We start from the raw sequence: 11,807 nt of genomic DNA, 5'->3' as shown, positions 1-11,807 counted from the left end.
GACCGCCGCGACCACGGCGGTCGCCGACGTGGTCGCGGCGGCGCGCGAGCGGGCCGACGGCCCGGCGGTGTGGTTCCAGCTCTATCCGCACCCCCGCCGGGAGGTGACCGGGGCGCTGGTGCGGCGGGCCGAGGCGGCGGGCTGCACGGCGCTGGTGGTGACCGTCGACTCCCCTGTGTTCGGCCGGCACACCCGCGACCTGCGCAACGGCTTCACCGAACTGCCCCCGGGGTACGCCGCGGAGAACATGCGGGACCTGCCCGGGGCCCCGCCCGGCGCCCTCACCGACATCCCGATGTCCCCGGCGACGTCCTGGGACGACCTGGAGGCGCTCGTACGGTCGACTCCCCTGCCCGTGCTGGTCAAGGGAGTCCTGCACCCGGCGGACGCCGCGCTCGCCGTCGGGCGGGGCGTCGCCGGGATCGTCGTCTCCAACCACGGCGGCCGTCAGTGCGACGCCGTTCCGGCCGCCGTGGACTGTCTGCCCGCGATCGCCACCGCCGTCGCCGGGCGGGTGCCGGTGCTGGTGGACGGCGGGGTGCGCCGGGGCAGCGACGTCGCCGTGGCCCTGGCGCTCGGCGCGCGCGCCGCCGGGGTGGGACGGCCGGTGGCGTGGGGGCTGGCCGCGGAGGGCGAGGCCGGGGTCCGGCGGGTCCTGGCGACGCTGCGGGACGAGTACGACCACACGCTCGCGCTGTGCGGCGGGCGGCGGAACACGGATCTGACGAAGGACATGGTCGTGCGGAAGGACGGCGTGTGGTGAGCGGCGGGGCGAAGGGTGCCACGTGGTGGCTGCCGCGGAGTGTGGTGGCGCTGCGGGTGCGCATCTTCGAGAAGGTCAACGGCGACCGTACGGTGACCCTGCCCGGCGCCGCGCACGGTCCCGAGGTGTTCGAGCGGGTCTACGCCCACCCGGCCGCGAACGGCCGGAGCGCGGGCGCGGGCCTGTCCGACCTGTTCTGGTACTGGCTGGCGCCGGGCCCCGAGGTCCACCAGGAGCACCTGGAGCCCGGGGAGCGCTACGAGGACGTGGCCGAGGCGACGCGGCGGATGCTGGCGGGGAGTTCGGCCGACCTCACGGCGGCGGCGGGCCGCGCCGTCGCCCGCGTCCTCGACACCCTGCCGGAGGACCGGATCAGCCTCGTGCGGCTGCGGGACCTGGTGATGCCCGCGTGGGCCGAGTTCGCCTACGAACTGGTGTTCCAGGAGCCGTGCCCCCGGCACGCCCGGGACCTGATCACCGCCCACGCCGACGACGTGATCAACGCGCTGAAGTGCACCGGGCTGCGCCATCCGCGGCGCCGGGCACGGCTGACGGCGTACCTGCGCGAGCGGGTGGCGGCCGGTGACGTGAAGCACGCGCTGCCGGCCTCGCTGTCCCTGCCCGAGCAGGTGCACTACCTCCAGGGCACGATGTTCAACACGGCCGTGGTGCAGCTGTCCGAGGCGACCGCGCACGTGCTGCTGGCGCTGGCCCGCCACCCGGAGACGCAGGAGCGGCTGCGGACCGCTCCGGACGACGACCGGTACCTGAACCACGTCCTGGACGAGACGATGCGGCTGTACCCGCTGTTCGGGATCGCGCACCGGATCACCACGGGCGAGATAGCGCTGGACGAGGAGACCACGCTGCCCGCCGGGTCCGTGGTGTGCTTCAGCTACCCCGACTACCACGCCACCGGGTACGACCGGCCGGAGGTGTTCGATCCGGACCGCTGGAGCACCCTGTCCGCCAAGGACGCCCATCACATCCCGTACGGCGCGGCCGCCAACCGTCCCTGTCCCGCGTGGCGGCTCTCCCCGCTCGTCCTGCGCGCCGCGGTCCGTGAGGTGCTGGCCCGCCACCGGCTCGACTCCACGGCCTCGCACACCCGGTCCAACCCGCACCGCGCGCCCTGTCTGCTCGTCCCGCACGGCCTCTCCCCCGGCCCCCGGCTGGCGCTGCTGCGACGCTTCGTGCGGGTCCGGGACGGCGTGGAGGACGTCACGCGGGGCGTACGGCAACTGGTGCTCGGCACCGTGATGGTGCTGCACGCCCGCCGGCTGCGGCTGGCGGGCCGTTACTTCGAGGAGCATCCGGCCGGGCGCTGCCCGGTCGCCCACCCGGAAGGAAAAGGCAGATGAGCGCCACCGATCTCGCACCCGCGTTCTTCCTCGCCGTCGTGGTCATCCTGCTCGTCTGCCGGGTGGTGAGCCGGCTGCTGCAACTCGTCGGCCAGCCGCCGGTCGTCGGCGAGATGCTGGCGGGCGTCGTGCTCGGCCCCTCGGTGCTCGGCGCGCTGCTGCCCGCCGTCGAGGACGGTCTCTTCCCGCAGGAACTGCGGCCGATCCTCTACGTGGTGGGCCAGATCGGCCTCGTCGCGTTCATGTTCCACGTCGGCTGGGACTTCCGGGTGGACCGGCTGCGGGGCGTGGCCCGGCCCGCGGCGCTGGTCTCCGCGGCCGGTGTGCTGGTGCCGGTGGTCCTCGGCGTGCTGCTGATCGTCGCGGTGGGCGAGCGGACCGGCGCGATGGCTCCGGGCGTGTCGCTGACGGTGTCGGCGCTGTTCGTCGGGGTGGCGCTGGCGGTGACGGCGTTCCCGATGCTGGCGCGGATCATCGCCGAACGGAAGCTGTCGGGCACCCGGCACGGGGCGCTGTCGCTCGGCGCCGGGGCCGTCGACGACGCGGTCGCCTGGGTCCTGCTGGCGGGGGTGTTCAGTATCGCCGGCGGCAGCGCCGGTCTGGTGTCGCTGGCCGTCGCGGGCGGGTTCGGGCTGATCGTGGTGCTGGCGGTGGTGGTGCGGCTGCGGCAGCGCACGGTGCTGCTCGCCGAGCGGGTGCCACCGGAGAACCTGCTGCTGGTGCTGGTCGGCGCGTTGTTCCTGGTGGCCTGGTACACGGACGAGATCGGGCTGTACGCGGTGTTCGGCGCGTTCACCCTCGGCCTGGTGTTCCCGCGCTCCGAGCAGCTCGACCACTCGGTGCGGACGCTGGAACCGGTGGGGCGGATCTTCCTGCCGCTGTTCTTCACCTACTCGGGGCTGAACACGGACTTCACGCTGCTGGGCTCCGGACCGGTGCTGCTGTTCACCGCCGGGTGCCTGCTGGTGGCGATCGCCGGGAAGTTCGGCGCCTGCTGGCTCGCCGCGCGCCTCGCCGGGGAGCGCAACGTGGTGGCGCTGCGGGTGGGCGCGCTGATGAACGCGCGCGGTCTGATGCAGCTGATCGCGCTCAACCTCGGGCTGGCGGCGGGCATCGTGACGCAGGCGATGTTCAGCGCGCTGGTCGTCGTCGCGATCGTGACGACGGTCATGGCGACTCCGCTGCTCACGCTGATCGACCGGCGCCAGCGCGGCCGGGAGGAGCCCGGGGAGCGGGACGACCGGCCGCGGCCGGCGGTCGTGGCCGAGAGCCACTGAGCGACAGCAGGAACGGGGACGGCCCCACCGCCGCGCGTGACGCGTGGCGGTGGGGCCGTCCGTCGTACGACGGAACCTAGATCCCCGCGGCCAGCCGGCGTTTGTCCGGCTTGCCGGCCGGGGTGAGCGGCACCTCCCCGATGAGGGTGAGCCGGGTCGGCGCGCTCGCCTCGCCCAGCCGCTCCGTCACCAGGGCGCGCAGCTCGCCGAGGCCGGGGCTCTGCCCCTCGGCGGGGACGACGAAGGCGTGCACGGCCTCCCCGGTGGTGTCGTCGGGGACGGCGGTGACGTACGCCTCGGCGACCGCGGGGTGGGTGGCCAGGAGCCGCTCGACGGGTCCGGCGTAGTACACGTTGGCGTTGACGATGATCACGTCGCGGGCGCGTCCGGTGAGCCAGAGCCGGCCGTGCCCGTCGAGGCGGCCGAGGTCGCGGGTACGGACCCAGCCGCCGGTGAACACCTCGGCGCTCAGGGCGGGATCGCCCCAGTAGCCGCTGCTCTGCGCGGGGGTGCGGGCATAGAGTTCGCCGTCGGTGCCGGGCGGTACGGGGCGGCCCGCGGGGTCGCGGACCTCCAGGTCGACGGGCGGGACGCCGAGCGAGCCCGGTTCGTCACCGGGGACCGCCATGGAGATCATGCCGGTCTCGGTCTGGCCGTAGCCGTGGAAGACGACCGGCCCGAGGACCTCGGTGGCCTCGCGCAGCCGGTCGGGTTCCAGCGGGGAACCCGACGCCATGAGCGCGCGCAGGGAACCGAGGTCCACGGGCGACTCGCGCTGACTCGCCACCAGTTTCGTCAGCCGGGCCACGGTGATGACGCTGGCGGTCGCCCGGTGCCGTACGAGGGCGTCGGGGAAGGCGGGCGGGTCGGCGGTCACGAGGGTGCCGCCGGCGGCGAGCGTGAGCAGCCCGTACTCCATCATCACCTGACTGGCCAGGGTGCCGAAGACCAGGAACCTCTCGAGCCGGGAGGCGAGTTCGCGGATCGCGGGCGGCCAGGCGTCCGGGCGCAGCGCCCACGCGGCGGTCATCGCCGCGTAGGTCTGCGCGCACGCCTTGGGCAGGCCGGTGCTGCCGCTGGTGTGGATGAGCCGGGCGACGTCCCCGGGGCGTGCGGTGACCCGCGGCCGGACGCCGTCGTCCGGTGCCGACAGCAGGTCGTCGAGGGCCAGGACGGTGCCGGGGCCGGCGGGCGGGGCGTCCGTGCCCTGCCCGCCGGTGGCGTCGGTGATCCGGAAGGCGACGTCCGTGAGGAGGTGCTCCCGCTGACGCCCGGTCAGGCCGGGGCGCACCCCGACGACGCGGGCGCCCACCGTGTGGGCCGCCACCACGGCGGCGAACGCCTCGGGGCTGACACCCAGCAGCAGGGCGACCCCGTCCCCGGGGCCGACGCCGCGCTCACGTAGACCGGCCGTCACCCGGCGCACGAGTGACAGCAGTCGTGCGCCGGTGACCGCGCGGCCGGGGTGCTCGAAGACCACGCGGTCGCCGGCCGCGTCGAGGAGGTCCAGGACGGGGCCGGGGAACTGTTCAGTCAAGGCAGTCCTTCACGAACGCGGCGAGCGGCCGCTGGTGGATCTCGGGGATGTCCCAGTCGTTCTCCAGGTTCTCCGCGAGGTGGTGGACCCCGGCGAGGACGCCGTCGCGGTAGTGGCGGACGACGGGGTGGAGGTAGACGGAGTCCTGCGCGTGCTCGACGTCGTTCTCGACCACGCGCGGTACGGAGATGTCGAACGGGTCGACGTCGTCGTGGCCCGGCCCGTACTCCAGGTTCACGGTGAACCGGTGCGCGGCGGCGCCGAGACCGCCGTCGGTGACGAGGTCCAGCGGGACCTCCTCCTGGTACACGGCCGTGTCGCCGTCGACACCGACGACGTCGCCGAGGAATCCGAACTGCTGCCAGAGGCCGGAGGAGCGGTTGACGCGCTCCACGACGGCGTCGGCGATCGCCTCGGGGGTCGCCGGGACGCTCCGGGCGGGCCAGGGCGTGTCGTGGTACCGGGAGCCGAGGACGCGGTGCAGGGCGCGGGCGCCGTAGCGGAAGCCGTGGATGAAGCCGTTGGTGGCCTTCTTGAAGTCCCGCTGCTGGGTCAGGGTGCCCGCGAAGTAGAGGCCGGGCACGTTCACCGACTCGAAGGCGGAGGTCTGTTCGGGGAACCGGTCGTCGATGACGAGGGCGGGGCGGCAGGTCTCGTCGAAGAGGTCCGCGTCGAAGCGGAATCCGGCGCAGAGCACGACGCTGTCGTAGCGCAGTTCCCGCAGCCGCTCGACGGTGCGGGCGTAGCGGAAGAGGACCCGGAAGCCGCCGTCCGGGGCCTTCTCGATGGACTCGACGGTGCCGTCCAGGAGCGCGTTCTGCGACTTGAGCTGGTAGCTGTCGAGGAAGTTGTTGTTCACGGCGCGCAGATGGCCGACGAAGTGGGTCTGCCAGGCCAGTTTGAGCGTGTGCGGGCCCGCGACATGGATGACGGCCGCCTTCGGCAGCAGGGCGTCGGCGGTCTCGAACGCGGAGTTGCCCTTGCCGATGATCAGCACCCGCCGGCCGGTGAAGGCCGCCGGGTCGGTGTCGAAGTCGTCGTAGCGTTCGGCGAGTTCGATGCCGGGGATCGGCGGCACGTTGAGCCGGGAGACGCCGGTGGCGACGACGATCCGGCGGGCCTGCCGAACCTTGCCCGCGGTGTCGACGGCCCGGAAGACGCCGTCCTCGCGGGTGATCCGGACGATCTCCGTGTCGTACTCGGCGCGGACGCCGGTGCTCGCCGCGAAGTCGGCGAGATAGCGCACCAGGTCGTCCGCGTGCGGGAAGTAGTCGTCGCTGTATTTGGTGAACAGCAGCTCCGGGTCGTCGCTGAGCAGCGAGTTCCAGTCCATGCGGAGCCTCAGCTCCGGATCGCTGTATCCGGTGTTCACCTTGTTGATGGAGATCAGCTGCCGATGCCGGGGGAAGCGGGTGAAGAACGTCCCCGGTCCGCTCCCCCGTTCCACGACGACGTAGTCGCGCCCGTCGCGTTCGAGCAGAGCGGCGAGCTGAAGTCCGGCCGGTCCGGCCCCGATGATCAGGTAATCGCGCACCATGGACGGGACGCTAGCCGGGTGAACTCAGAGGGCTCTGAGATTGGCGCGGGCCGGCTCCGGCCGGAGCACGGCCTCCGCTCCCGCCGCCGGGTCCCCGCGCCCCGCGCGCACCGGCTCGCGCGGACGTGTCCGGTGCTTCCGTACGCCGCCGGGGGCGGGCGTGTCAGGAGTGCGGGGTGGCAAGACCCATGGCAGTCGGCGTGTGCGGTGCCGGCCCGCCCCATGCAGGAGGTTGACCGTGTCGATCACGACCACAGCGGTGTACGAGCGTCCGCTGGCCGTCAGCGAGGCGATGTTCGTCGAGTCGGGTATGCCCATGACGCTGTGTCACTCGCTGAGCGGGCCGGTCGACGAGGGGGTGCTGGACGAGGCCCTCGGTGTGCTCGCCGAGGTCCACCCCGTGCTCACCGCCCGGTGCCGCCCCGTGGCCGGGGGGCATCTGCTGACCTGCTGCCCGGCGTCGCCGCCGACGCTGCGCACCGAGCCCGACACCGACTTCGCCACCGCCACCGCCCCCTTCGTGCCGGGGTCGCCGATGGTGCGCGCGGCGCTGCTCGGCCGGCCCGGCGGGGAGCGCCGGTTCGTCCTGTGCGTCCACCACGCCATCGCCGACGGCGTCAGCAGCCTCACCGCCCTGGCGCTGCTGTGGGAGATCTACACGGCCAGGGTCACCGGCCGCGCCCCCCGGCTGCCGCCCGCCGCCGCGGGACTGCCGCAGCCCGTCGAGCCGTACTTCCGCGGCAAGGTCACCCGGCGGGAACTCGACGGTTTCCTGGCCCGCCGCGCCGCCCACGTGCAGGCTCTCGCCCCGCTGTGCTTCCCCGCCGAGGCCGCCGGCCGCGACCCCTACGGTCCGGCGCACGGCGTGCACACCCGCCGCGTCGACCTCGGCCGCGAGCAGACCGACCGCCTGGTGCGGACCGCCCGGGACGGCGGTGTCAGCACACACAGCCTCGCCTGCGGCCTGATCCTCACCGCGGTCCGCGACATCGCCGACGACACCCCCGGTACGCGCACGCTGACCTGCACCTCCGCCCTCGACGTCCGGCGCCGCATCACGCCGCCGCTGCCGCCGCACCGGCTGGTCATGGCGGCCGGCGCGATGGAGGCGAGCGTCTCGGTCACCGACGGGGACGATCCGGTCCGCGTCGCCGGTCAGGTGTGGGAGCAGATGCGCGCCACGGTCCGCAGCGGTGAGCTGGACCTGTCCATCGCCGCCCTGCCGGAGCTGGCCGCCCAGGCCCTGACCCGCGGCCCCGCCCTGCCGATGAGCGTGGCCGTCACCGACCTCACCGGCAACACCCCCGTCCTCACCACACCGCCGGGACTGACCGCGTCCACGCCGTGGGGGTACGTCGAGACACATGGCCCGGTGCCGGTGGTCGCCCTGTCCGGACACCACACCAGCACCCTGAGCCTCACCCTCGCCCTGCCCCGTGCCTTCTTCACCGCCGAGCAGACCCAGCACCTCGCCGACGCCCTGGGCCGCACCGCGGAACGTGCCCTGGGCGTGGGCGTCGTGGCGACGTGACCGCCCGGCCGACGCAATCGTTGCCCGCGCGTGTACACCATCGGACCGATCGACCGCACCTTCCTCGCCATGCGCCGGCCGCCCGTCGCGGGTTTCTTCCTCGACTTCCACGGCCCGGCCCCCGACCCGGACGGACTGAGGGAGCGGGTCGTGTCCCGGGCCGGGGCGCTCCCCGCGCTCACCCACCTCCTGCCGGAGCGGCGGGCACGGCACTGGTCGCCCCGTGCCGCCCCCGTCGATCCGGACGTGCACGTCCACCACCGGGCCGTGTCCTCGGAACAGGAGCTCGCCGACCTCTGCGAGGCGCTCCTGGCGCGGGAGCTGCCCGGCCGGGGCGACCCGCCGTGGGACTGCTGGCTGCTCACCGGCCCGCCGGGGAGCGCGCGCTTCCGGATCTGTTTCCGGACCCATCACGCGCTGCAAGACGGTGTCGGAGCGGCGCACAGCGTCCTGGGGCTGCTCGCGGACACCCCCGCGCGGGGGCCCCGCCTCTACCCGCCCGCCCCGAGCGGACTCCGCGCGGTCCTGAGCGCCGCCCGCGAGACGGCGGCCCCCGCCCTCCGCCCGGGACCGCCCTGGCACGCCGTACGCCGGTTCCCCGCGGGCCCCGGCGAGGCGGCCGCGGCGCGCTGGGCCCACGGCGAGGTCCCCTTCGCCCGGCTGCGCTCCCTCGCCGACGCCCACCGCACCAGCGTCAACGACGCCGCCCTCGCCGCGCTGTCCCTCGCCTTGCGCTCCTGGAGCGCCGAACTGTCGCTCCCCGACGCCCCCGTACCCGCCCGGACGCTGGTCGCGATGTCCACCCGCGGCCCGCGGCAGCGCCTGCGGCCCGGCAACCACATCGCGTACCACCGGCTCCATCTCCCGGTCACCGCACCGACGTTCGCGGCCTCCGTGGCGGAGGTGCGGCGGCAGACGGACGCCGTGCGGCGCACCCTGCGCCGCGACGCCCTGCGCACCGTGCAGTCCCTGCCGGGGCCTCTGGCGCCCCCGGTCCTGGCGGTGCGCGCCGCGGTCAACATCCGGCTCTACCCCCTCGCCGTGAGCAGTGTCTCCTTCCCGGAGGCGTTCCCCTGCTTCGGCGGCCGGCTCGCCGGCGCCTCGCTGTTCCTGCACATCGCCGACACGGAACAGCGGCCCGTGTACGTGTCCTTCACCCGCACCCCGGACACCGTGCGCTGCACCGTCGTCACCGACGCCGCCCGGCCCCACACCACCGCGCTCCCCCGGTACTGGGTGCGGGCCGTCGGCTGATCCGTTCAGTCGCGGGCGCCGCCGCGGGCGCCGGGTGCGACGACCTTCACCGCGTCGACCGGGGCGTCGGGCCGGGAGAGGGTCACCGCGACGGGTTCGTACGTGGTGACCCGGCGCAGCCGTTCGGCGGCGGTACGGACCAGGTCGGCGAGGGTGTAGTCGGCCGGCGTCGGCCAGGTGCGCAGCAGGGCCGTCCAGTTGCTCGGCTGCTCCCTGGACGGCGGGTCCGCGGGCTGCGGGTCGGTGAAGACGGCCCGGCTGGGCAGGTCGTCGCGGAGCCCGGCGATGCTGGTGAGGCGGGCCTGGGCCGCCTCGGTGAGGGCACGGGTCAGGGCGATGTGCGGGTCGAGGTGGCAGCCGGCCCCGACGAACCACGCCGGGTAGTCCTCGGACCACACCCCGGCCAGGCACACCGGCAGCCCGAAGGCGTTGCCGACGCTGTACAGCCGGACCAGCGCGCCCCGGTCGTCCAGCCGGTCGACGAGACGGCGGGCGTAGGGGCTCTCGACGCTGTCCGGGTCGACGGGGGTCCGTAAGTGGCCGCCGGCCTGCTCGTCGACGTGCAGCGCGTGCCGCTCGATCACCTCGAACAGGCCGTGCGCGACCGCCTCGTGCCAGGTGTTGCCGCAGGCCAGTCCGGTGCTCGTGGCACGCCACAGCCCCGGTGCCCACAGCGGGCCGGGGGCACGGGAGACGAGGCCGGAGGGCACGTGCAGCAGGCGGCCGGTGAGCAGGCCCTGTCCGGCCGTCCAGTCCTGCGGGACGCGGCCGAGACCGCGCAGGTCCCGCATCGACTGCGGGGGGACCCGCAGCGGCAGCGCGTCGAGCGGGTGGTCGAGGCCGATCTCACCGGCGTTGCCGTGGACGTCGACGGTCGGCTGCTGCTCGGCGTGCCACCGTTCGACGGCCTCCATCGCGGCGGCGACCGCGGCGAGCCGGGACGTCGCTCCCCGGCCCTGGGAGACGGTGAGGGCGGCGGCGGTGGGCCGGTGGGCCACCCATACGGGCAGACCCAGGTGGTCCAGGCCGGTCAGGTCCGCGACACGGGTGATGCCGTAGTCGGCCAGCCGCGGGACCAGGGCCCGCCAGGTGTCCTCGGGGTCGCGGGCGCGGACGGTGCCGTCGAGGTGGAGGAGGTCAGTGGACATGGGCGGCCGGCTCCTCGGCTCGTCCGGGCGGTTGCTCGGGATCGTGCGGCAGGCCGATGAGGAAGATCTTCATCGTCTCGGCCGCCTGGGCGGCACTGTCGAAGCCGCGGGCGGCCGCGGCGTGTTCCAGGCGCGCCGCGGGGCACCGCCAGAGGCTCTCCAGCGCTCGGGACGCCTCGCGGTCGTGGATCGACGCGAGGACGAGACCCGGCCGGTCGCGGCGGAGCGCGGCGGTCTCGGCGGCGCAGCGGGCCACGGCCATTCGGTCGGGCTCCGTCTCGTGCGCCAGGAGGCGGGTGACGGTGGCGTCGTCGGTGAGGTCGACGGGGATACGGAAGACGGCGTACGCGGGGGGCGCGCCACCGGAGTCGCCGGTGAGCCGGCGCAGACGTTCCGCCAGCGGCAGGCCGGAGGCGCCGTCGCCGGGTTCGCGGGAGAGGCGGTCGAGGTGGGCGTGCCACACCTCGGGGAAGTCGGGGTCGAAGACCTGCTGGTAGGCGACGCGGAGCCCGGTCGGCAGCGTGAGGCCGTCGACGCCGACGGTGGCGGCGTGTGCCTGCCGGCCGCGGTGACCGGCGGTCGGCCACGGGCCGTCGGGGACTCCGGCGCGGACGGTCGGCGCGATCCCCGAGCGGGCCGCGCGCAGCGCCTTGAGGGCGTCGAGCCGTCTCAGCCCACCGAAGTACGGGTCCTGTCGGCGGCGTTCGGCGATCCACTCGGTCAGGGCGGTGGCTCCGTGCCGCGCGCACAGGGCGTCGAGCACGGCCCGGGTACGTCGCGCGTAGTAGACGTCCGCCCCCGCGCGGAGCAGGGTGTCGGCCGTGTCCTGGGGGACGACGCCGTCCTGTACGGCGAGGCCGAGGACGTAGCGCAGGTCGACCAGGGCCCAGGTGGCCGCGGTGCCGCCGTCGTCGGGGTCGGGGCCGGCCGCTACCTCGTCGTCGCCGGTCAGCCGGCCGGACAGGTAGCCGCGGAAGATCCGGCCGACGCCTTCCATGCCGTAGCCGTGGAGTTCGGCGGCGCGCAGCGCGCCGACGCCGCCCGCGCCGATGACGCGGACGCCGCGGGTGAGGACGGTGAGTACCTCCTCGTGGCGCAGGGCCGCCCCGGGGCGGCGCAGGCCGTCGATGACGACCACCGTGTCGGTGCCCGCTATGGCGTCGTGCAGCAGGTCGCCGTGGCGGGCGGGCGGGCGGACGCGCACGGCGGGGCCGCGCAGCAGGGGTTCGTCGGGCGGGAGGGTCGGACCGACGTACACGTGGATCATGAGGGCGAGGCTCTCGTCCGGGGCGGCAGGGTCGCGGTGGAAGCGGGCCGCCGGAAACGGTGCGTGCGCGCACCGGACCCGGTGGGGCTTTCACCTCCGGCAGGTGCTTCCCGGGAAGCGGCGCCACCGGAT

General features: G+C 74.8%; 9 protein-coding genes. 5 read left to right on the top strand and 4 right to left on the bottom strand.

Going from position 1 to position 11,807, the window contains the following annotated elements; all coding sequences use genetic code 11:
* The 3 genes from UW392_RS07145 to UW392_RS07135 form a co-directional block, all read left to right on the top strand.
* On the top strand, positions 1-763 hold a 763-nt coding region (locus UW392_RS07145), incomplete at its 5' end, for an alpha-hydroxy acid oxidase (protein ID WP_320774021.1).
* Positions 760-2,124 (top strand): cytochrome P450, encoded by a 1,365-nt coding sequence (locus UW392_RS07140; RefSeq protein ID WP_320774020.1) that lies wholly within the window; start codon positions 760-762, stop codon positions 2,122-2,124. The genes UW392_RS07145 and UW392_RS07140, both read left to right, overlap by 4 nt.
* Entirely contained in the window at positions 2,121-3,401 is a 1,281-nt protein-coding gene (locus tag UW392_RS07135; RefSeq protein ID WP_320774019.1) for a cation:proton antiporter, read from the top strand. Before UW392_RS07140 ends, UW392_RS07135 begins: the two co-directional genes overlap by 4 nt.
* A 76-nt stretch (positions 3,402-3,477) precedes the next feature.
* Here the strand turns inward: UW392_RS07135 and UW392_RS07130 are convergent, their stop codons facing one another.
* Both UW392_RS07130 and UW392_RS07125 read right to left on the bottom strand, forming a co-directional pair.
* Complete coding sequence (locus UW392_RS07130; RefSeq protein WP_320774018.1) at positions 3,478-4,938, bottom strand: long-chain fatty acid--CoA ligase; 1,461 nt, start codon at positions 4,936-4,938, stop codon at positions 3,478-3,480.
* Positions 4,931-6,475: an NAD(P)-binding domain-containing protein gene (locus UW392_RS07125; protein WP_320774017.1), complete on the bottom strand. Its 1,545-nt coding sequence runs from the start codon at positions 6,473-6,475 to the stop codon at positions 4,931-4,933. The genes UW392_RS07130 and UW392_RS07125 overlap by 8 nt, the downstream gene beginning before the upstream one ends.
* Before the next feature lie 238 nt (positions 6,476-6,713).
* Between UW392_RS07125 and UW392_RS07120 the strand changes: the two genes are divergently transcribed.
* Together UW392_RS07120 and UW392_RS07115 are read left to right on the top strand one after the other, a co-directional pair.
* A complete protein-coding gene (locus UW392_RS07120; RefSeq protein ID WP_320774016.1) occupies positions 6,714-8,006 on the top strand; it encodes a phthiocerol/phthiodiolone dimycocerosyl transferase family protein in 1,293 nt (430 codons plus the stop codon).
* A gap of 30 nt (positions 8,007-8,036) precedes the next feature.
* Complete coding sequence (locus UW392_RS07115) at positions 8,037-9,260, top strand: wax ester/triacylglycerol synthase domain-containing protein (RefSeq protein ID WP_320774015.1); 1,224 nt, start codon at positions 8,037-8,039, stop codon at positions 9,258-9,260.
* Between the two features lie 5 nt (positions 9,261-9,265).
* On the opposite strand, the gene UW392_RS07110 is transcribed toward UW392_RS07115, so the two are convergent.
* Both UW392_RS07110 and UW392_RS07105 read right to left on the bottom strand, forming a co-directional pair.
* Entirely contained in the window at positions 9,266-10,408 is a 1,143-nt protein-coding gene (locus tag UW392_RS07110; RefSeq protein ID WP_320774014.1) for a YcaO-like family protein, read from the bottom strand.
* Positions 10,398-11,675, bottom strand: coding sequence for a TfuA-like protein (locus UW392_RS07105; RefSeq protein ID WP_320774013.1), 1,278 nt, complete (start codon positions 11,673-11,675; stop codon positions 10,398-10,400). Before UW392_RS07105 ends, UW392_RS07110 begins: the two co-directional genes overlap by 11 nt.
* Positions 11,676-11,807 lie beyond the last annotated feature (132 nt).

It is taken from the genome of Streptomyces sp. CRN 30 (assembly GCF_034105845.1).
Note: the sequence above shows the minus strand (reverse complement) of the source record. Positions and strands in the feature narration are given on the sequence as shown.

What these genes read in the sequence shown, in the direction of transcription:
- UW392_RS07135 (WP_320774019.1), top strand. Translation starts at nt 2,121, where the DNA reads ATGAGCGCCACCGATCTCGCACCCGCGTTCTTCCTCGCCGTCGTGGTC.
- UW392_RS07125 (WP_320774017.1), bottom strand. Translation starts at nt 6,475, where the DNA reads ATGGTGCGCGATTACCTGATCATCGGGGCCGGACCGGCCGGACTTCAG.
- UW392_RS07110 (WP_320774014.1), bottom strand. Translation starts at nt 10,408, where the DNA reads ATGTCCACTGACCTCCTCCACCTCGACGGCACCGTCCGCGCCCGCGAC.
- UW392_RS07105 (WP_320774013.1), bottom strand. Translation starts at nt 11,675, where the DNA reads ATGATCCACGTGTACGTCGGTCCGACCCTCCCGCCCGACGAACCCCTG.